Annotated in this window: 21 protein-coding genes; 2 read left to right on the top strand and 19 right to left on the bottom strand. The window is 40.1% G+C overall.

Going from position 1 to position 20,243, the window contains the following annotated elements:
• Positions 1-4: 4 nt before the first annotated feature.
• The 14 genes from LKL37_RS03645 to LKL37_RS03580 all read right to left on the bottom strand — a co-directional run bounded on the left by LKL37_RS03645 (position 5) and on the right by LKL37_RS03580 (position 15,092).
• Positions 5-3,742: a DUF5977 domain-containing protein gene (locus LKL37_RS03645; RefSeq protein ID WP_431609235.1), complete on the bottom strand. Its 3,738-nt coding sequence runs from the start codon at positions 3,740-3,742 to the stop codon at positions 5-7.
• A gap of 5 nt (positions 3,743-3,747) precedes the next feature.
• Positions 3,748-5,286 carry a T9SS type A sorting domain-containing protein gene (locus LKL37_RS03640; protein ID WP_431609234.1) on the bottom strand — a complete coding sequence of 513 codons (1,539 nt, stop codon included), beginning with the start codon at positions 5,284-5,286 and terminating at the stop codon, positions 3,748-3,750.
• Between the two features lie 276 nt (positions 5,287-5,562).
• Positions 5,563-6,006, bottom strand: a complete 444-nt coding sequence (locus tag LKL37_RS03635; RefSeq protein WP_431609233.1) for a TraQ conjugal transfer family protein — start codon at positions 6,004-6,006, stop codon at positions 5,563-5,565.
• Positions 6,007-6,023: 17 nt separating this feature from the next.
• Complete coding sequence (locus LKL37_RS03630) at positions 6,024-6,587, bottom strand: conjugal transfer protein TraO (protein ID WP_431609232.1); 564 nt, start codon at positions 6,585-6,587, stop codon at positions 6,024-6,026.
• A gap of 24 nt (positions 6,588-6,611) precedes the next feature.
• Positions 6,612-7,472, bottom strand: a complete 861-nt coding sequence (gene traN / locus LKL37_RS03625; protein WP_431610434.1) for a conjugative transposon protein TraN — start codon at positions 7,470-7,472, stop codon at positions 6,612-6,614.
• Between the two features lie 100 nt (positions 7,473-7,572).
• Positions 7,573-8,892 (bottom strand): conjugative transposon protein TraM, encoded by a 1,320-nt coding sequence (traM, locus tag LKL37_RS03620; RefSeq protein ID WP_431609231.1) that lies wholly within the window; start codon positions 8,890-8,892, stop codon positions 7,573-7,575.
• A complete protein-coding gene (locus LKL37_RS03615; RefSeq protein ID WP_431609230.1) occupies positions 8,855-9,169 on the bottom strand; it encodes a hypothetical protein in 315 nt (104 codons plus the stop codon). Before LKL37_RS03615 ends, traM begins: the two co-directional genes overlap by 38 nt.
• A gap of 35 nt (positions 9,170-9,204) precedes the next feature.
• Positions 9,205-9,828, bottom strand: coding sequence for a conjugative transposon protein TraK (gene traK / locus LKL37_RS03610; RefSeq protein ID WP_431609229.1), 624 nt, complete (start codon positions 9,826-9,828; stop codon positions 9,205-9,207).
• Positions 9,829-9,971: 143 nt separating this feature from the next.
• Entirely contained in the window at positions 9,972-10,982 is a 1,011-nt protein-coding gene (gene traJ, locus LKL37_RS03605; RefSeq protein WP_431610433.1) for a conjugative transposon protein TraJ, read from the bottom strand.
• Between the two features lie 23 nt (positions 10,983-11,005).
• Positions 11,006-11,635 (bottom strand): DUF4141 domain-containing protein, encoded by a 630-nt coding sequence (locus tag LKL37_RS03600; protein WP_431609227.1) that lies wholly within the window; start codon positions 11,633-11,635, stop codon positions 11,006-11,008.
• Between the two features lie 64 nt (positions 11,636-11,699).
• Positions 11,700-11,915: a hypothetical protein gene (locus LKL37_RS03595; RefSeq protein WP_431609226.1), complete on the bottom strand. Its 216-nt coding sequence runs from the start codon at positions 11,913-11,915 to the stop codon at positions 11,700-11,702.
• Between the two features lie 21 nt (positions 11,916-11,936).
• A complete protein-coding gene (locus LKL37_RS03590; protein ID WP_431609225.1) occupies positions 11,937-14,447 on the bottom strand; it encodes a TraG family conjugative transposon ATPase in 2,511 nt (836 codons plus the stop codon).
• Between the two features lie 4 nt (positions 14,448-14,451).
• Positions 14,452-14,775 carry a DUF4133 domain-containing protein gene (locus tag LKL37_RS03585; RefSeq protein ID WP_431609224.1) on the bottom strand — a complete coding sequence of 108 codons (324 nt, stop codon included), beginning with the start codon at positions 14,773-14,775 and terminating at the stop codon, positions 14,452-14,454.
• An 11-nt stretch (positions 14,776-14,786) separates the two neighbouring features.
• Positions 14,787-15,092: a DUF4134 domain-containing protein gene (locus LKL37_RS03580; protein ID WP_431609223.1), complete on the bottom strand. Its 306-nt coding sequence runs from the start codon at positions 15,090-15,092 to the stop codon at positions 14,787-14,789.
• A gap of 423 nt (positions 15,093-15,515) precedes the next feature.
• On the opposite strand from LKL37_RS03580, the gene LKL37_RS03575 reads away from it, so the two are divergent.
• On the top strand, positions 15,516-15,794 hold the full coding sequence (locus tag LKL37_RS03575) for a hypothetical protein (protein ID WP_431609222.1): 279 nt from the start codon (positions 15,516-15,518) through the stop codon (positions 15,792-15,794).
• Between the two features lie 11 nt (positions 15,795-15,805).
• Positions 15,806-16,120, top strand: a complete 315-nt coding sequence (locus LKL37_RS03570; protein ID WP_431609221.1) for a hypothetical protein — start codon at positions 15,806-15,808, stop codon at positions 16,118-16,120.
• Positions 16,121-16,169: 49 nt separating this feature from the next.
• Here the strand turns inward: LKL37_RS03570 and LKL37_RS03565 are convergent, their stop codons facing one another.
• Genes LKL37_RS03565 through LKL37_RS03545 form a run of 5 tightly spaced genes read right to left on the bottom strand, consistent with a single transcriptional unit; the run spans position 16,170 to position 19,356 of the window.
• Positions 16,170-17,069, bottom strand: a complete 900-nt coding sequence (locus LKL37_RS03565) for a hypothetical protein (RefSeq protein WP_431609220.1) — start codon at positions 17,067-17,069, stop codon at positions 16,170-16,172.
• 37 nt (positions 17,070-17,106) lie between these two features.
• A complete protein-coding gene (locus LKL37_RS03560) occupies positions 17,107-17,736 on the bottom strand; it encodes a conjugal transfer protein TraD (RefSeq protein ID WP_431609219.1) in 630 nt (209 codons plus the stop codon).
• A 2-nt stretch (positions 17,737-17,738) separates the two neighbouring features.
• Positions 17,739-18,155, bottom strand: a complete 417-nt coding sequence (locus tag LKL37_RS03555; RefSeq protein WP_431609218.1) for a DUF3408 domain-containing protein — start codon at positions 18,153-18,155, stop codon at positions 17,739-17,741.
• A gap of 4 nt (positions 18,156-18,159) precedes the next feature.
• On the bottom strand, positions 18,160-18,927 hold the full coding sequence (locus tag LKL37_RS03550) for a ParA family protein (protein ID WP_431609217.1): 768 nt from the start codon (positions 18,925-18,927) through the stop codon (positions 18,160-18,162).
• A gap of 18 nt (positions 18,928-18,945) precedes the next feature.
• Entirely contained in the window at positions 18,946-19,356 is a 411-nt protein-coding gene (locus LKL37_RS03545) for a DNA-methyltransferase (RefSeq protein WP_431610432.1), read from the bottom strand.
• Positions 19,357-20,243: the final 887 nt, after the last annotated feature.

The following is a 20,243-nucleotide window of genomic DNA, read 5'->3' as shown; positions in this document are numbered from 1 at the left end:
ATCATTATTGTATTGAGTATGTAAAATCAAAAACTAAATTCATATCATTAACCAAAGAAGGAGAAGCAGAAGTTATTTTAGCTATAATATTTCCACTAGTATCAATTGTTAATAACCATACACCATTTGCATATGTACTAGATGACCTCTCACCAGATGGTACACAAATTCCACTTATCTTTCCTACCACTACTCCTGTATTCCAAGGAAGATTACTAAAATATCTGAATCCCATCTGAACCCTGATCTCACTAGGATTATTTAATGAAATTGATCCATAATGAAATTGACTGATGCCACTACCTTTTGTTACAGAACAATTTAATGGAGTACATGTTCCATACAGATTTGCTGCAGCCTGTCCATTAATGGCTATGTCATTCTGAACTTGCTGTTCAGCATCAGCTTGACTAATAATGGAAGTATACTTTCCTTCAGGAACCACATATGTGTAAGAACCACCAATTGCACTTCCACCACAGTTGTTTCTTGTAAAAGATGGACTTGCTGCTGAACTATAAAAGGTTTTCGGTGCGTAGTTATATTTGTTTTCTTTCAAAATGTTGCCATCCCTATCCAAAATCCTTATAAGTCTATTCGCTGCATCATATTTATAGGTCTCTTTAAGTCCAGATGGAGATATAATTGCTTTCACACCTACCAACGGATCATAAGTATATACCGTTATCTTAAAATCTTTAAAATCTGTTTTCTTTTTAAAGCTTTCCAATTCATTAAGTAAAGACGTTTCAGTAGAATCATCTGTATCTAAATCCGATTTCTTTACAATTTCCAGCTGCTGATAGGCATTAATATCATCAGGATTTAAACCGAAAGCTTGCATTGTCTGTGCATATGATCCTCCTTCAATTTTTGCAATCGGCTGCGTTTGTTTATACCCCCAAATAATAGTAACAGGAGACCCATCTTTTGTAGTATATTGTAATAATTCACCTTTTGAATTATATTTATCATAGGTTGCATCTGCTGGGGTATTTATATTTGGATCATTTAAATTATAGGTAGTTATTGATGTAGGGTTGAAATGGTTTTGATTATCATATTTAAAAGCACGATTTAGAATTTGAACATCATTTTTAAAAATACTAGTCCCAGTATCATCAGAAAGAATATTAGCCTGTAAAAATCTATTCATTGAACTCGAATGACCAAATGATTCACTAATTTGATCTAAGTCTGGGGTAACAGTCTGTGTTTGCCATAACAAATTATAACTATCGTAGTTATAGTCCACTTTAGTTAATAATGGTTTATTATCTAAATAATCAATTGTTTTGGATTTTTTCAATAATGATTGTTTTGAAAAAATAGGGTAAAAGCTAAATACCGATACCGGATTATCAACAAGATCGGGTTGATAGGAACCATTATTGTAACATGAGCTTGCTATTGCACAGGCATTGGTATAAGCGATACTATGAAAAAGTATAAGAGAAGATCCATAAAATAATTTAGAAAGAGAATTTGAATATTCATTTACTGTCTCCCTAACTAATAAATTATTTGAATCAAACAATTTTATACTTTCTACTGAACCATTATCTGGTGTATCTTTTGATTTAATTTTAGGAAAATAAACGGGAACTTTATCATCTTTGAACTGATATTCAGTTTCAGGATTATTGTAATAAGAAGTAACAATTTTTCCTTTTGAAGAATTGTTATTGTCCTGTTCTTTCCTAGTCACTGTAGAATATGCAACCATATTTCCAGTAGACAAAGGTGATGAGGTATTATCAGATACTGCCAGAAGAGTCAGGGTCGTAAAATTGTAAGTAGTAAAACTATTAAAGCTGCCATTAACACCAGAAATAAGTCTTGTAGTGGTTTTTTTAAATAGATCCAATGGGTTATGAGATTTTCCACCTTCATATTCGAAAACAGTTTGACTTACTACATTATCATTTAGATCATAATTCGTCTGTTTTGCCAATCTAACACCATTACCTCTGGAAAGTGTTGAAGGATATTCACTAACAAATAGATTATCTGCTGAATTGAGTTCATATTCAAATTTTGCATACCCTTTTGTAGGGTATGTAACTCTTTCCAGTATACCCGCCTTAGCAAAATCAATATTTGCTTTTTTCTCATTATTGTTCTTATCATTTAAAGGAACGTTGGTTCCCCCATTGAGTGTAAAATTAAAATCTGTAGGATTAGGAAAAAGAGTTTTATTTCCAGTACTACCATTAAAGTACCCCCAGTAATCTACTGCAAAAGAATCTTTATCTGGTAGAGATACCGAGCTGTACTTGAAAGAATACTCATCAGTATCATTAATAATTATAGAACTCAGTTTTAATCTTTTACTGTAACGATTGACATCAGTAATGGAGATGTTACTTTGTTGAATATTTAAATTTGCAGCTTCACTTCTAACAGTTTTACTATCTTGAGAAGTGAAATATGAATAATTAAAACCAATTTTTTTGATTATTTGAGATGCATTATTCTGAACTACAATTTTATCCAGTTTGTTACTTTTTGACCAATCATCTCTCCCAGAATACTCAAAACTTACTTTACCAAAGTCTCCTTTAATTTCATTTACCAACAAAAGATTTCTTGTATAATATCCTCTATGAAAGCCTACAGGTATATAATAATCCCCAACAGTTTGTGAAGAGGTATAGGGAGCACTTGAATAACCTTCTCCATTATAACTTCCATTATATTCACCACCATATCCACTTGTCGGTTTACAGTCCCCTATATAATAACTGTTAGGAGGAAATGCACTATCACTATGCGTATAGTGATCTGATGCAAGTGTTAGATTCAAATGTTGTGCATAAGGAGAAATATATTCCGGTTCCAAATTTTCTTTATAGCCAATTGTAATTGTCCTGTTATTTTTATCAATGATTTTTGTGACAACATAATTTCGACCCTGTGGATTTGAAAAACTTGTAGTCCCATTTGAATTTACTGAGGCTGAACCGAATTCTTCAGCCTTACTAAAATAATATTTAATCCCCGCTGGGCTCGTAATAATGAATAAATCAGTTGTATTATATTCTATTTTAAACCCTCTTTTATTAATACTTTCAAATGTAGGAACAAAGTTTAAACTTGCCGGATAAAGCTGTGTTGAAAAATTATTCGTTATAAACTCGACCTTTTCTCCAAACAGGTTACAAACAAAAATGTCAGGAGCTGTATCATACTCTGTTAAACTTGTATTGTAGTTCTTAAAATATCCCCCAATTGGAAGCATTGCTCTCATTGATTTATAGTAGGTATATTTATCATATCCCAGCTGATTTAGATATTGAGAAGGAATGGTTGAGTTTTCACAAGCTTCAAAATTATTCCTTGTAAAAGGAGGTGTACTATCATATAAAAAATCAAATTTTAGTTTATTATATTGACTAAAGTCATCAAAGCCTCCAGATACATATTGCGTTATTGTTGCCATAGGAATTCCCCAACCCAATCCTACGCTTGATGCTTCATCACGAACCTTAACACCATTACCTGAAACATAATTGAGATTTAAAGGAATATTAATATCACCTTCTTTAATATTATCCAATGGTATTACAGGAGAATTAGCTCCTACATATTCCGAATTTTGTATTTCTCCATAACGTTGAAAAGCTGCTGTTGAAGGTGTTTGTGGGAAGTCCTTAAAATAATATGGTTTATTCTTATCATTCTGAGAATATATTGTTGAAAACAATGACATTAAAGCCAGTATCGTTAATTTTTTTTTCATCATGCTTATTTTTTAATGAGTTTAGCATTCGCCGTTTTACTAGTATCAGTTTTTATCGTCACCAGATAAGCCCCTTGAACTAAAGCCTGCGTATTGATCTTCGTCACTTTATTTTTGGTTTTTATACTTTGAAGCTGTCTTCCGCTCATGTCATACAATAGAATATCAGCATCTTTAAAGTCAAAGCCTATTTCTACATAAGCATAATCTGAAACAGGATTTGGATAGATCTTGATGTCGAATTTTTCAATCAGCTGATCCACTTGTTTGTCTCCCAGCTTTACAATCTTCCAGTTTTCTTTTCCCAGTTCTTCTGCACTGGTTCCAGCCAAAACAATAGAACCATCTCTGTTTAGTTTCAGATCAGAAAGCCTTTCTTCTTTTTGCCTAGATTCACCACTTATATGTTTTCTCCATACTTCGCTCCCTAACTGGTCAACGTATAGCATCCAAAAGGTTTCATCATCTCGTTCTATTCTCCTTTCAGCATGGGTATATCCTCCTATTAAAAAACCTTTAGTCGTTTTACCATCTGTTGAATGTAAAACGTTCATTCCCATAAGTACATCACGATTCCCAAAATTGTAGGACTTCTGCCAATGCTGTTCCCCTTTTTCGTTTAAAGAAATTAGCCACAGGTCCGTCCCTTCATCAATCCCTACAGTTTTGTTACCTGATGATTCCGATCTTGATTCTCCACCAATTATAAATCCATTTGAAGTCAAAGCTAGTGTTCTAATATGATCATCACCCTTACCTCCAAAATTCTTTTCCCATTCTACTTTAGAGCTTTTATCAAGTTTTATCACCCAAAAATCTCCTTCACCATAATTTTCTGTTTTCTTTGTTCCCCCGGCATTGCTTCGGGAATAGACTCCAAGTAATGCTCCCCCATCACGTGTTGGGATCATCTTTTCCACCTCATCCAAGCCTTTTCCCCCTAAAATAATCTGGGATAATTCTTTTCCGTCCTTATCCAATCTGGTGATCAAAACATCTTTGGAACCATATCCTTTTGCAGCACTCTGTATATTTCCAGCAACAAAGAATCCTAAATCGGTGGTTTGTATTACAGCCCTAGCTTCTTCATCTGAAGAGCTTCCTAACGTCTTCTGCCATAATTCGTCACCAAATTCATTGATTCTAATAAGCCAAATGTCCGAACCTCCTTTAGAATCATCTTTTTTGTCCAATCCCTTACCTGAATAAGAGGTTCCTGAAATTAAAAATCCACCATCCTGTGTAGTAACGGTAGCTGATAAATAATCATGATTTTGCCCTGAGAAGTATTTTTCCCAAACTTCTTCTCCTTGCTGGTTCAGTTTGACCAGATGGAAATCATAACCATTGTTCTGTTTGCTGCCTTGCTGTAATTTGTCGCTCTGAATAGAGCTTCCGGTAATCAGGTATTGCTGATCGATTGTTGTAGTGACCTGGCTCAAAAAATCCTGAGTAGAGGATTTGATGTCTCGTTGCCACATTAATTCCTGGGCTGATCCCAAGACTGTGCATAAGGTTAAAGCACAGAAATAAATTTTCTTCATACGCTTGTGTATTTAACGGGTTAAAAATATTACAAATTACTTTCATATATAATCCGTAAAAACCCCATATTTTTTCATTTTTCTTCACGGATATAGATTGTTATTCAGTATTTTATATCATATTGCAAAGCTATACACGCATAGCGCCAAAACATGTCGCATTAAAATAGAATTGGAGTTTTTTCACTTCTATTTTAATACAATTAAAAAAGCTGGGATAAAAATCCCAGCCGTCAACATTCTCATACAAATTAACCCCTCAATTGAATGACTATATCAGTTAAAATCAAATTCAGCTGTTCTTTCGTTTCCGAATTGATCTGCCACCCATATCTGAAACTTGTGCCCTTCTTTTGATTTCGGTCTGTAGTGCAGTTTGAAGGAATCTGCCGGAACTTTATACAGCTTGTTAGGTTTAAAAGGTTTATCCTCCTGCAACATTAGGCTGCCCAAACCTTCGTATTGAAAATACCGAATTGAATACCTGGTATCCTGATAGAATCCTTCCCGTTTTATATGACAGGGAATCTCTACGATCTCTCCAGGTATTACCGATGACGGGACCGGCATAATTTCTAATTCAAAAGGAAAGTTGGTCTGAACCTCCAGTTCCCTGGAACAGGAGACAATCGCCAGGCAGATAAACAGGAACATGACGTATAAACGCTGTTTCTTAATAACACCTCCTTTTAATAATTGCTGACTGAAAAAATATTTCATAATTGTTGATTTATTGATTAGAAAATAAAACGTATTCCCATACCAGCCGCCGGACGGAAGCGTTCCAGAGTTGTTCCCATCAGATACCGGGTTTTTCCATGCACTAGCAGTACTAACCTGTTTCCCAGATACGTTTCCAAAGAAAGACGTAACGCGCCTCCATACATATAGCGGTTCTCATTAAGAATCACAGCTCCCGTAGGAAGCATTTTTTTGCTTTCGTTAACAATCTCATAGCCAGCTACAGCACCCAACCCCACATAAAGAGAAACCGTTCTTGTCCAGTCTCCCAATACATACAGGTTGTAGCTTCCTTCCGCAGCAAAGCTCTCCACCGGGATTTCTACCTCTTCAAAAGCATATTTCCGATGGGAATAATCGAATGCCCCTAACAGGTAATTTCCTTTTTTCTTAGTAATCGATATCCCTGCCTGCATATAGAAAGGGTTGGGTAAAAAGTTTTCTCCCCAAGTCCTGCCCATCGAAAGCTCTATTCCTTTCTTTCCCTGCATCAGCCTTTGGGCATTCACTGTATGATGTCCCATCCAAAACAAAATGAGTATCAATATTATATTTTTCATTGTTTGAACATTTGAAGTATTCGTTTAAAATTTCAGGTACATATCCTTAACCAGCCTTGCATTGATAAGATCTTCATTCTCTATACTCAACACCTGATGCCGGCCTCCGTTCTTTTCAAAGATTTCCATGACCAGTACCTTATCATCAGGAATAGTGAGCTGTTGCAAGAGATAGACATTTTTTTCAGTACTTGTTCCTGCAATCTCTTTCAATTCCATATACTCGCCAAGCGGCTCGATAGTCCGTTCCTGGATCACCGTGCGTTTACCTACCTTCTTATCCACCACTTTAAAATTGATAAAATCAATGGTAAAAGGAATATTTGTGGAATTGTCGAACTGTAGGTAAAAGAAAAGCTTGCCATTGAGTGTATAGATGCCTTTAAGCTGCACTTTTATTCCAAAACTTTCTGCTCCAATATGCCGGACAAATCGCTTATCCCGCTTATAGATGGTTTCCATCACCAAATGAGTTAATGCAGGAGCATCCGAACCGAGTTCTTTAAAAAGAACTTCACCATCTGTCGCTGTGGATAGATTGTCGTTCCCGCTTTTTCTTTCTTTTGACAGATTGATTGTGAGCGCATCAGGGTATTCACTGTACCTCACATTAAAATTGTAAAACTTCCCGTCATCGGTAATCACAGAAAAATTGGTTTCTTCAGTAAAATCCTTTACCAGAGCCTTCACCCTGAGTACATTTTCCGCATGGTCTGCTTTTCCGGCAGTAATATTCTCACTGCCCAAATCCACATATCGTATCGCAGAGGAAAAGATCAGGTGGGTGGTTTTATCATATGTCACCCGCAAATCGTAAGGGGCTATCGTTGTATAAGGTTCTTCCGGGGGGAGACTCTTCACTACTTTTATCGTATCAACCGGTATGGCTATGGGCTGCGCCTGTGCCCATGCAAAATGCTGCGTAAGGGCTAACAGGAAAATGGCAGCTATTCTCAAAATATATTTCATAATTATTTTTTTTGTTCTAATTGTTTTTGTTGTTTTTGGGTAACAGGAAAAGAAGGTACCCGGCTTTGATCGTAACTTTGGGGGTACCAATCCTCTTGGCCAGGTATCCCGAGGCTCCCTGCACTACACCCTTCGTTAGATCAGACATCAGCTGCTGCCCCGTGGAACTGCTCAGCACAATATTGGTTCCTGCAGAACTGCTCATCCCGGAAGCGATTTCTTTGATGGCATTGACATCCGGGGTATAAGGCAGGTTTAGCCCCAGTTGCCCGTCAAGATCATAGGCAGAAATTTCCACAGGGACTATGCGGCCTTTATATTCCACCGAAGTAATGTCCAGTCCCAGCCTTCCCTCTCTGATCCCTGCCCTGGCCGTAAGGAGTGTTCCGGGCGGAATCGCTATTCCTGCGATGCGAATACCCTCCAGCAGACGCAAAGGAACACTACTGCCTGCCGTGATAATTTGAGTTCGGTGAATGCAGGCATGGATGCTATTGGACAGTATTTTGGAAGGAGAAGAACTTTCCCCAAAACGTCCATTAAAAAAACGTTCTTGACTACCACTACCGTTCAACACTGAAGCCGCAAATTCTTGATCAGTTTGTTCCTCCTGTTGGGTAAGACTAGACACCACATTCTTCTCTGTCGTGTAGACCGGTTCAATATAGCGTTTTGGGACAGAGCGCTGTGTTGTCGTATCCTGGGCAGCAGGCTTCTGTTGAGGCATTACCTGGGGAAGATATTTGGCTGCCATCTGATAGGATTTCTCCATCATGGCAATGGGATCATTGGTAATGGCATCTTGTGAAGAAGCGGCATTATCTTTGTCCCTTTTCAGCTCTCTGATCTCCCTCCGCAATGCTTCATTCTGATTGTCATCATGGTAAAAGTTTCCCATGGTACTCCGGATCTCATCATAGTTCTGTCGCCCTGTCACTGTAGGATTGGCGCGGTTCTTACCCCCTTCACCTGTTAATGGATTGGCACTGGCAACACTATCTCGGTTATTCCAATAATCGGATAAGGACAGCATTGCATTTTTCCTTTCATTCTGTTTTTTTTCAAGGAGTTCCTGTTCATATGCTTTTTGCTTATCTCCCAATAAACCCGCATCATTGGCCTGGGGAACAGAATTATTAATGCCCGCCTCTGTAACCGCCTTCTTTTCATCAGGCCGGAAAATAAGGTATAGGCATCCTGCAAAAGCAATGGCAAGAAGCCCATATACGGCAGCCTTCTTAAACTCCGGTTTTTTCCTGGAAGAAGCGTCCATCTTCATGTCTTTCTTGTCACCCGTCTCATGAATCAATACCGTGCTTTTCCTTTCCTTTTCCATAATCTTTAGTTTTTCTGTTATAAGCTGTAGTCATCAAGGCTACTTTTTTACTTTTTTGCACAGCAGGTAATGGATTGACGATATGGTCAATGTCACTTCCTGCTTTCTTACCGTTTTTTGCATCCAGGTAAATCCACACCATTGTGGCTGCTGCCATTAAGAGATACAGGGTGGAAATAATCAGGATGAATCTGAGTCGTTGGCGGTGGCTCAGGCTGTTGCAGTAGGCTTTTATATCCGACTGCCAGGTTCTCGCCATCTTTCTGATATTCTTCATGGGATTTTTATTTTAGGTTATATTCTTCTCCGGGTTTAGCGGTCTACTACCTGCAGATCTTTATTGACCAAAACCGTAAACTTTTCAATAATAAAACCTTGCGGATTGGTATCAGATCTGACTGAATTGATCAGGATACAGGAAGTGACTAAGCTCCGCTCTGTTATACTGCTGCTTCGCGTAATAAACTGTCTGGCATAGGTTTGGACTGCATAAGGATAGCGGTCGAAATTGCAGCGGATGCTGTCTATTTCCAACCGTTGAATCACATTCCCCGAAATGATCTGGTTATAGTAACCCTTTTCCGAAAGGTCTTTGTAGTAATTGAACGTGCTTTTATCAGATAAGAGAAAGGCACGCTTCATATTATTTTCTATGGCACTTTTATCCGGTGCCAGCGTGAAAAAAAGTTCATGAAATCTTCTGATATGCTCCCGTGCCTCCACCGGCCTGTTGATTTTAGCATCTTGTGAGAGGGCTAACATCAGGGATTTTCCATTATCCAGCACATAAATCTTCTGACGCTGCTTCTCAGCAAACTCATAAGATTTCCAAACTGCAAAAGCTGTCACTGCTAAACACAGGCCCCCAAACAGAAAGGAATACAGTCTGAGTTGCTTAAAACTGTTCTCGATGTTTCTTAATATTTTAAATTCCATAGTATAATGTTAAATGTTAAAAAAAGCCGGTTGGGTAACCCTTGATACGGACAGGATTAAACTGCCTCTGGTATAATGCAATGGATATCCTTGCCTGTTATCCAAGAGTTACCCTTCCGGCCCAGAATCAAATCTGCGCAGGGCTATTTTTTGGTTAAAAGCTCTCCTTTGACTTGCCCTGCCATATTTCCTGTAACAGCTCCGGCACCTGCACCTGCCAAGCTTCCCGCCTTGCGCCCAGATTGGCTGATATTGCGTCCAAAATTCCCCATGCCTCCAGACTGAATAATCCAGCTTGTTACCGTTGGAATGGTAAAATAGCCGACAATACCAATGAGCAGGAATATGATGTACACGGTATTTGAGCCATCAGGAATGAAATTGGGATCAGCAAGCTGTTCTATGTCCTTTTCCACCATCAATCCTTCAATCTTGGTGAGCATACAACTGAAAAGATCTGCCACCGGAAGCCACAGGTATACCCCGATATACCTCGATATCCACTGCGTAAGATTGGATTGGAAACCATCCCATACCGATATGGCAAAAGCAACCGGCCCCAGGATACTAAGTACAATCAGGAAAAACGTCCTTATGGTATCAATCACCAGCGCTGCCGCCTGAAAGAGAATCTCAACGAGTTCCCTGAACCAATCCCGTATTTGTTTTTCAAGATTATAAGATGCCCGCTCCATATACATTCCCGCCATAGCTCCAATATCAGAAGGTGACCATCCCAGCTCATCCAGCTTCTTGTCAAACTCTTCATTAGAAGACAAAAAAGCCGTTTCAGGATTCCGAAGCAACGCTTCTTTTTCCAATTGGTCTTTCTGGGCCTGAAGCTTACGGAGGTCCAGTGTCTGCCCTTCAAGCATCTGATGTGTCCCACTCACAATAGGGCTCAACACTCCATTGATGGTACCCAGTACAATCACCGGAAAGAACATCACACAAACGCCTACGGCAAAAGGGCGCAGCAGCGGATATACATCAATAGGTTCGGCCCGGGATAGGGCCTGCCACACCCTGTAGGCAACATAAAACAGCGCTCCTAATCCCGCAATTCCTCTTGCCACTCCTGACATTTGGGAACATAATGGCATCATTTCATCATACAGAGAGCGAAGCACTTCATGCAGGCTCTCAAATTCTATTTGTAATAACATAAGGCTGAAGTTTACCAGTATCTTAATTTGTCAGTACCATAGAGTTGTAACACCCTAGCTCCGTCATTCTCTTTCTTGGCTCTCAGATAGCTCACTGATACATTCTTATTGGTATAGTAGCGCACCAGGTTGTAATATTCCCGAACCTCTTTATACACCTTATCAATGATATCCATGCGCTCTTTGTCGTTCATTTCAAGTCCTGAGTTACCCACAATCTGTTTGAGGTCTTTTAAAAGACCCGCACTCTCTTTAAGAAGTTGGGAATAGCCAAAGGCAATAGCCATGACCTCCTGCGGAGTGAAATGAGGATCGTTAATCATCTTCCCGAAATTGGTCACATACATCTCAGAGATATCACCGACCAAAAGAACGGTCTCTTGTACCTTCCTGGCGTCTTTCACCAGGTTATTGACCGCCTTTAGCTTATCGTAATACTCCTTACCTTGGGAGTACACTTTTTCTACTTCTTTAAAATTTTTGATCACGTTTGATACTGTCGAAGAGGTCTGAATGATCTCATTTGCACTGTTAATTATACCGGAGAACAGGTTTCCCGGATCAGTGACTACAAATTGTGCTTTAAGCGATGCTGTGCCCAGCAAAAGGCCGACACATAGCATCAGGATTAACTTTTTCATTGATTACTGATTTGTAAATTGATTAATAATTATTTGATCTCTATTATATTCTAAAGACTCTGCTTTATATTTTATTCCCCTTCCTTCTCTTAGTTTCCGGGGTCGGTTTTTGTTCCAGGTTAGAGAGCCGGATAAAAAAATCCTGTATACTTTGGGGGCCAGTCGCTGCAACTTCCTGACATCGTTTTACAAAGTCCAGATCCTCCTTATTGCCAGGATCGGATTCAAATATTAACGCCTTGTTGTTACCTATGGGCAGAGTGATTTTTTCTTTTTCCATTTACCCTGATTTTTAGAATGGTTAATAATCATTTTCTTTTTCTCGTCTATGAAGGGCAATCTTCTTAATGGCCAACTCCATATTTCCGTCTAGCTCCTGGGCAAGCTGCATGACTTCAAGCTTTTCCGTTTCTTCTGTTGTGAAGGCCAAGTATTGTTCTGCGCTAACTTCTGTGGCATAGACCGCCGAATGGATTCCACCAAGCCCGATCCAGACTTCCTTATATAGCCGGGAGGGATCATTGTTCTGGTTAATCGAAAGAATCTGCCCTCTTTGCTTTTCCGTCAAGCCCAACATTTTTTGGATATCGTCGAACTTGTTCATGTATTTGCGCTGATCCAAAAGGATCTTACAGTCTGAATTATTGATTATGGATTCCTTAACAATCGGTGAATGAATAATATCATCGACTTCCTGCGTTACAATAACAGCCTCTCCGAAAAATTTCCTTACCGTTTTGAAGAGATAGCGAATATATTCAGCCATACCCTCTTTGGCTATCGCCTTCCACGCTTCTTCAATCAAAATCATCTTTCGGATTCCTTTGAGCCTTCGCATCTTGTTAATGAACACTTCCATGATGATGATCGTAACCACTGGAAATAAAATTCGGTGATCCTTGATCGCGTCAATTTCAAAGACAATAAAGCGTTTGGAAAGTAGATCCATCTGCTTATCAGAGTTAAGTAGATAGTCGTATTCGCCACCTTTGTAATAGGGTTCCAGCACATTGAGAAAATTCGCCAGGTCAAAATCCTTCTCCCTTACTTTTTTCTCTGCTAATACCTGACTGTACTCATCGCGTACATATTCATAGAAGCCGTTAAAAGATGGTATATGTGCCGTATCTTTTTTCAGGTAATCAATGTAGAGGTTGACCGCATTGGATAATGCCACTTCTTCGGAGCGGGTAGGTGGCTCATCGTCCCGTTTCCATAGCGTGAGGATAAGAGTTTTAATGCTCTCTTTCTTCTCAATATCAAATACCCGGTCGTCAGTATGGAACGGGTTAAAAGAGATGGGATTCTCTTCGGTATATGTGAAATAAACCCCATCCTTCCCTTTAGTCCTCCCTTTGATAAGCTCACAAAGCCCCTGATAAGAGTTTCCGGTGTCTACCAGAAGGACATGGGCACCCTGCTGGTAGTACTGCTCCACCATATGATTGGTAAAAAAAGATTTCCCAGAACCCGAAGGACCCAACACAAATTTGTTACGGTTCGTAATGATCCCCTTTTTCATGGGCCAATCTGAAAGGTCTACGTGAACGGGCTTTCCGGTCAGTCGATCCGACATCTTGATCCCAAAGGGAGAGGGAGAATTCCGGTAATTGGTTTCTCCAGTGAACAAGCATAAGGCCGGTTCCATGAAAGTGTAAAAGCTTTCTTCGCTGGGAAAATCCCCCGCGTTGCCGGGAATACCCGCCCAATATAGCGTGGCTACATCGCTGGTATTAAGCCTCGGAATACAATCCATCTGTACCAAAGCACTACCGGTATCATTCTTGGCCTGCTTCAACTCATGTGGATCTTCAGCCCAGCACATCACATTGAAATGAGCACGGATTGAAGGCTGTCCATAGGAATGGGCTTCGTTCAGGTAGTTTTCTATCCACTCCCGGTTAATCTGGTTGCTGCGGCTATAGCGGCCAAGGGAGTGCATATTACGGGCGGTTTTCTCAAACTTCCGAAGGTTATCTTCACTGTTATCTATAAAAAGATATTGGTTATAGATATGGTTGCAACTCAAAAGCAATCCAGCAGGAGCTGCAAAAGACAGCAGGCTGTCACTACGGTCAGTGGATAATTTCTCATACCGCCTTTCGGAACTTACCGATGTCGGTAAATCGTCCGTATCCGACAGAGTATGCAAGCATAGCCGCTTATTACCGACCCGCATTTCTTCGCCACCCAAATACAAGTCTTGCAGTACACCCATACTATCAACAGATAATGTCAGGTATTTAGATAATAATCCTGGCTCTTTTCCATCACCCAGCAGCTCCTGCTCCCCCATTCTTATCATGGACAATAAGCCGCTGTCATTAACAATACGTTCAAACTGATTGACTGCTTCGGCAAACCGATTCAGAATGTCGTTATCCTGACGTTCTTTGGGAACGAGTGAACCCCGGCAAAGCGATGAAAAATTACTTTGCTTGCGCATCCTATCCCTGGTGGTAGCTGTTAGATAGAGATAACAATAGTGATTTAAGAAAGGACGCTCATTAAAATGCAGCTGATAGCTGCGACCCAAAAAACTTTGGTCTTCACGATCAAGTTCAGGTTGGTAGTCCTCTTTGATAAACCAATCCTGCTTACAGACCACCGTATAATCAGGGAGGGTCTTAACAGCCTTATGCCAGGTGGAATGAATTGTTTCATACTCCTCCGTCCCTACCGTAAAAATCTCAGGAAGCCGAACTTTGAAACAGGCTGTAACATCTGCCTCCTTAGAGATTAAAAATCCTTGCTCAAATGCCAACAATGGAAACATGCTTTCCAGGGTCGCTGATTTTAATGTGTTTCTCATTGGGTTAACTTTTTTGTGTTGAGTGGAAATACCGGAAGACGGCTTTGCGGGAGAGAATGTATTTGGGATGTTTTTTTCTGGCAGCTAATTTCATGACTCCATGCTGTCCATACTTTCTATTCAGCCGGAAGGTCTGCCACACAATCAACGTGCAGCCAATAGCTCCTGTACCGATGCAGACATAAGGGGATACCCCCGCCATATACAATACCATGACCAGGATGAGTGCTGCTAAAAGCCCGCCTGCAAATACAAACAGGTATTGGGCTTTCAGTCCGTACAACTCCACCGTTCTGCCGATTCCTTTATTAATTTTAAACGCTGACATAATGCCCGGTCTTAAAGGAAAAAGGATCTCAGAATGGTAGCAGCAACAATCAAAAAGATACAGGCACCAAACCAGCTGGCGGCAGTCTTTGAAGTATCGGGGTCTCCGCTGCTGAATTTGTTGTATACCTTTACTCCGCCAATTAATCCAACGACAGCACCGATGGCATAGATGAGTTTTGTTGCCGGATCAAAATAAGAGGTAACCATTTGGGTCGCTTCATTGATCCCGGCGGAACCATTTCCCTGCGCGTAGATTACTGCTGCAAACAGGAGCATCATTCCCGTCAGCAGCTTTTCCTTTCTTTGTTTTTCCATGATCATAAATTTTATTTGTTGTATCATGGAACAAATGTATCAGGCACTTAAACCCGTACCTGTCAAGTGTCTGAGCATGTCGTCGCTTGTCTGGAAATGTCTTAATTCAGGTGCAAAGTGGGTTGAAGCATGGGTCTAAAATCTGCATGTATTCAATGCAACTCTTGTCTGACGAAGAGATAAAAGAGGGATCATCGAAAAAATGACCACATACGAAGGAAGGTTTAATAGAAATGTAAGCAGCGATATATTTAAGTACTTCTAAAAAAGGGAAGCACTGTAATAATAGCAGTGCTTCCTCTGACATCAAAGCGACATTCTGTAATCTTTAACTCACTGGGAACTATTGGTCGTTTTTTCAACAAGCAAGTCCTGGATATTTCCTCGCAATTCCGTATATTGGATACGCTTAATAAAAATGGTATGACAGAAGCAGTATTTGGGTTAGTTGGAGTTCTCCTCGGATCTGGTATTTCCTGGTTTCAATCTTACTGGTCAAACAGAAGAGAAACTAAGAAAAACGCCAGGTATCTGGCAATACGCCTTGTTTGTATTTTTGATAAATATCTTGATGATTGTACTGCGGTAGTTTATGATAATGGACTATCCGAGGGTCAACGTACTGCAGACGGCTGTTTGACACCGCAGGTAAAAACCCTGCTCCCCCAGCTTATCCGGATGATATTGACTGGAAGAGCATAGACCATGAGCTGATGTACAGGATACTATCCTTTCCTGCAGAGATTGAGGACGGAAATAGAATGATCAAAGCAGCCGGGGAAATAGCAGGTCCACCAGACTATGAGGACTGGTTCGATGAGAGAAAATTACATTATTGTCGATTTGGGTTAACTGCCTATCAGTTATCTGATAACCTTTGCAAAAAATATGGGATCAAAAAGAAGACTTATAATGACTGGAATCCCGCAGCAGACCTGAAGCAGGAATTGGAAACCGTCACCAGAGCACGACAAGTTAGAGCAGAAAGATATGCAAAAGAAGTCCAAACAGCTTTTGGGAAACTTTAGCATAAATACAGGTTAAACAAAATGATTTTCAGATGATATTGATACCTAGTTACATCTTACGCCCCTTACGCCTCCCTTGCTCCCTCTCAGGATCTGAAGGCTGCACGCTTTTGTTTTCCGCTTGTTTGTTTTCTCCCTCACGGTTTTCTTTAATAACTTTAGGTTTTGGGGAGAGGGGTGTTTCCTTCAATTCTTTGTTTTCCTTGCGCAGCAAATTAGCTTCGATGATTTCCCGTAACGGTGTATTCTCCCAGGGAACAATACCAGCGGTATGATGATCTTTCACACCAATCCACTGTAAACCGGTCTTTAGATCCAATCCCATTTTCCTGTTCCACCCGATAGGGTCAAGGTTTCTCTCGTTGGGAATTTCAATGGCAATAAGATCCTTGGGAATGGTTGTAATGGTGTTGTAATTTGGCTCCTGAAACTCCCTGGTCTTAGGATTATAAGGAATAATGTATTTCTCCTTATCTTCAATATAATACCCCTCTACTTCAGAAAAAACTATGCCTTTGGATAGAAAATCATCTTTTGGACGAAGCATATCCATTCTAAGATCTACGTAAAAAGTATGTCCTGCAATGTCAATAGTAGGCAGCATTCCCCATGCCATCCGTTTGTTAAATGCCACAGGATCGACCAGGAGATCAAAATCCGTCTTTCCCTTCAGATCTTCCACCGAAAGATGATGCTTCCTGGCCATACCCTCAGGATCTAATACCACCAGCGGAGGTAATTGAACCATAACCGAGTTATCAGAATGAAAAAAAAACGGAATGTTCTTATCATCCCGGCAGTATTCAAATTCATATCCCTCTTTCGTTTCCTTCATATCAGAAAACAAAATTCTATTATTGGGATCAGATTTTTCCTGTAGTTGAAAGGTGTTGATATCAACCACAAATTGAGTACCTTCAATAATCCTCTCAGGCTGATTGTATTCCATGCTATAATTCTTTAAAAGTTAAAAAGGGAGCTGTCTTTCAGACAAACTCCCTAATGTCAAATTGATCAACATCTCCATCCCGCAATGAGGAAGAACCGGACACTGTGACGGAGGAAAGGCTCTTTTCTAACAACTCTGCCATTCGTTGCGATGCTCCTTCCATAGAATTTTCCAAGAGGCTGAACAATTCGGTTCCCTGTAATTTCTGAACTATCCTGACTGCTGTTTCTTCCTGAGACACCTCCAGCGATGGTTGCTGAAGCAGCATCCCCACAGTACTGAGTTCTTCAAAGGTCACGCCTGTCGCAAAACCGTTGTCGCCCTGGGAAACCCCATATTCACTCCATTCTTCTTCCTCTTCTTTCAAATCAATGCCCTCACCCGGCTCATCTGGTTCTTCCTGCGGAATTTCAATCCCGGCAGCTTTCCCGCCGGTTTCTGGTTCAAAATTACCCCATGATCCATCCTCTTTTTCCATTTGACTGCTTTTGTCCGCCGCTGGCAGTGAATGGCGAAGAATGCTTCTGGTCCCACCCATTATATCCGGTATTACGGCACTACTTCTTTTTGTCAACTCTTCTTTCCGAACCGCTTTTCTAATGATAATTTTATCCTGCAAAAGAAGGATGACAACCAGTATCAGGCATATAAGTATCATGATTTCCATGGCTATAAAATAGGTTTGTATTTATCATTAAAGCTTTTGGTGATCTGTTCTCCAAATTCCTGAAAGTGGTATTCCAATACATTGTTCAAATACGTATAAATAGTCAGCTTGTCTTCACCAATAACCTGAACAATACGTGATAGCTTTTCGTGAAAATCAGGCTGGATATATACCGTTTTTCCATCTCTCGCATTGGTATCTGTCTTTTTGAAAAACAGGTTCTCATAATCAGCATCATTTTGTTTTTTTACCTTACTTCTTTCCTTACCGGATGGCTTTTCCTGCCCCGGATCTGGTATAGCTTTCGGTTCCTCAACAGGAAGCCGCAAACCGTCTTTTTTCACCCCATCTGCCATCAGATTCATCATGAGTTCTTCGTTGATATCAGATGTCCCTTTCTTTGAAGTCTCTTTTTCCATACCACTACAATTGAATGATCCTTAAAAATTCAGCCATAAAGAGATCCAGCCCGCAGGTTTTCATCAAACGCTCGTCAGCAGGCATCAATGTACTTCGGAACACTGTCTTAGCGCCAACTTCACTTTCTTTACGAAAACGGGTGCTGCTTCTGACCTGACTTTGCATTAGGCTTAACCCCAGTTCTCCAATCACCTGGATGTAAACTCCATATAAAGGAGTGCTTTCCCTGCCATCAACCTGATTCCAGAACAGATGGATGGTTTCAATGCTTGTTTCTCCATTTTTCATAATCACATCCTGTAATAGCTGCGTAAAAACCAGCGTACTTTCCATCACTAAACGATCTGCTGTTATGGGTGTGAAGATGTGATGCATTCCTGCCAACGCCTTTAGAATTCCGGGGGTATTTACCGTTCCCGGAAGGTCAAAAAAGACGGCATCAATAGGTACAGCTGAATCGGCACAGAAATCGTGCGCTGCCTCTAATACCCCTTCTGCTCTGTGCTGGATAATAGGATATGCTTTTTTGTTAATGGTAGTAAACTGCTTGTACGCAAGTTTCTTTAACACCCCATTTTCCATAATCATATTAAGGTCACGTTCTTTCATTTTCATCAAACTGTGCTGGGGAAAATCGGCATCAAAGACGGCAACATTATAGCCTAAACGATAATGCAGTATACTGGCAGCCAACGCAGTAAAAGTACTTTTGCCTACCCCACCTTTTTGAGATGAAAAGGCAATGAATAAAGGTTTGTGTGTTGTTCTCATTTTTTCTATTTTTCGTTACTAATCCAAGCTGATAATTACTTCGGAGATTCTGTTGATAGCAACATCGAAGTATTCCCTGTCTTTCTCTATACCGATGAACCTGCGCCCTGTTTTTATACAGGCTACCCCTGTTGAACCCGATCCCATACAATTATCTAATACGATCTGATCTGAATCCGTATAGGTTTTTATCAGGTACTCAAGCAACTCAACAGGTTTTTGGGTGGGATGCAGACAACTGGTTTGAGTGTCACTAGATACCCGATGGATGCTTCTCGGATATCTTTCGGTGCTGTCATACAGGCAGTCTTTTGTCATTTGGCCATACACCTCACTTTGAAGATGTTTTGCTTTAAAACTTTTTTTCTTTTTATGTCCTGTCGTTTTCTGTGGATGGTAACAACATTGTTTTTTATAGAAAACACTGATTACCTAATGGTTACGCAGAGGTTGTTTCTTTGCGTTCAGGAAACCGGTTCCTTTCACTTTACCCCAAATCCAATCATATTTAAACAGCTTTAAGTTGCTCAATCTCAACAAAGAGCTGAAGGGCTCAGTACCAAAAAGAACAATTGCCCCATTTTCTTTAACAATTCTCTGATACTGTTTCCACAGGGGTTCAAAAGGTATCCTAACATCCCACCTACATTGGGTCGTCCCGTAGGGTAAATCGCATAATATCATGTCGATACTCCCGTCTATAATTTTATTCATTTCAAAAAGACAGTCACCCTGGTAAAATAGGCATCCATTCAGTCCAAACCTTTCCTTCATTGCACATCCTTTTAATAACTACCATAACTCTTTAAAAAAGCCTGTAATGTTGGTCGCTATTGAAGTACCAACATGCTTACTCACATTCTTATATCCCTATCTGCTTGTATATTCTGATAGGCACATATATCTTTTCTAACCTATCTACTTACCTCTCCATATCGATATAGATGTGGTTATATAGGCCTCTTTCTACAGACTTACAGAGCCATATATCTATGTATCTCTATAACCTGGTAGTTATAGAGATACCCATACCTCTATCTACTTAGTTCCGCAGGTAGCTAGTGAGGTAATCACGTCATTGCGTAACAACATCTCTATCTCTGCACGCCTGCATTCAGGGACAAAGAAATGTAGATAGATACCAACCTATTTCTATGTGGTAGTGATTGTCATGTTAAAGCGGTGTTTGGCCGGGTCTCATATTGCAATACCTGCTTAAAGAAAGATTTACTTTGTAGTACAATTTATATCAGTGGTTTATGCAAAAACAAGCCGGTATATTGAATACGGACGTAAACAGCCCGACGCTGTTGTTG

This window comes from Chryseobacterium sp. 'Rf worker isolate 10', assembly GCF_050753305.1.
Classification (GTDB): Bacteria; Bacteroidota; Bacteroidia; order Flavobacteriales; family Weeksellaceae; genus Chryseobacterium.
Note: the sequence above shows the minus strand (reverse complement) of the source record. Positions and strands in the feature narration are given on the sequence as shown.

Coding starts and splice junctions, on each gene's coding strand:
- LKL37_RS03550 (WP_431609217.1), bottom strand. CDS start 18,927: ATGAGAACAACACACAAACCTTTATTCATTGCCTTTTCATCTCAAAAA.
- LKL37_RS03580 (WP_431609223.1), bottom strand. CDS start 15,092: ATGGAAAAACAAAGAAAGGAAAAGCTGCTGACGGGAATGATGCTCCTG.
- LKL37_RS03595 (WP_431609226.1), bottom strand. CDS start 11,915: ATGGAAAAAGAAAAAATCACTCTGCCCATAGGTAACAACAAGGCGTTA.
- LKL37_RS03600 (WP_431609227.1), bottom strand. CDS start 11,635: ATGAAAAAGTTAATCCTGATGCTATGTGTCGGCCTTTTGCTGGGCACA.
- LKL37_RS03560 (WP_431609219.1), bottom strand. CDS start 17,736: ATGGAAATCATGATACTTATATGCCTGATACTGGTTGTCATCCTTCTT.
- traK (WP_431609229.1), bottom strand. CDS start 9,828: ATGGAATTTAAAATATTAAGAAACATCGAGAACAGTTTTAAGCAACTC.
- LKL37_RS03585 (WP_431609224.1), bottom strand. CDS start 14,775: ATGTCAGCGTTTAAAATTAATAAAGGAATCGGCAGAACGGTGGAGTTG.
- LKL37_RS03630 (WP_431609232.1), bottom strand. CDS start 6,587: ATGAAAAATATAATATTGATACTCATTTTGTTTTGGATGGGACATCAT.
- traM (WP_431609231.1), bottom strand. CDS start 8,892: ATGGAAAAGGAAAGGAAAAGCACGGTATTGATTCATGAGACGGGTGAC.
- LKL37_RS03635 (WP_431609233.1), bottom strand. CDS start 6,006: ATGAAATATTTTTTCAGTCAGCAATTATTAAAAGGAGGTGTTATTAAG.
- LKL37_RS03590 (WP_431609225.1), bottom strand. CDS start 14,447: ATGAGAAACACATTAAAATCAGCGACCCTGGAAAGCATGTTTCCATTG.
- LKL37_RS03645 (WP_431609235.1), bottom strand. CDS start 3,742: ATGAAAAAAAAATTAACGATACTGGCTTTAATGTCATTGTTTTCAACA.
- LKL37_RS03570 (WP_431609221.1), top strand. CDS start 15,806: ATGTACAGGATACTATCCTTTCCTGCAGAGATTGAGGACGGAAATAGA.
- LKL37_RS03555 (WP_431609218.1), bottom strand. CDS start 18,155: ATGGAAAAAGAGACTTCAAAGAAAGGGACATCTGATATCAACGAAGAA.
- LKL37_RS03640 (WP_431609234.1), bottom strand. CDS start 5,286: ATGAAGAAAATTTATTTCTGTGCTTTAACCTTATGCACAGTCTTGGGA.
- LKL37_RS03565 (WP_431609220.1), bottom strand. CDS start 17,069: ATGGAATACAATCAGCCTGAGAGGATTATTGAAGGTACTCAATTTGTG.
- LKL37_RS03615 (WP_431609230.1), bottom strand. CDS start 9,169: ATGAAGAATATCAGAAAGATGGCGAGAACCTGGCAGTCGGATATAAAA.
- LKL37_RS03575 (WP_431609222.1), top strand. CDS start 15,516: ATGACAGAAGCAGTATTTGGGTTAGTTGGAGTTCTCCTCGGATCTGGT.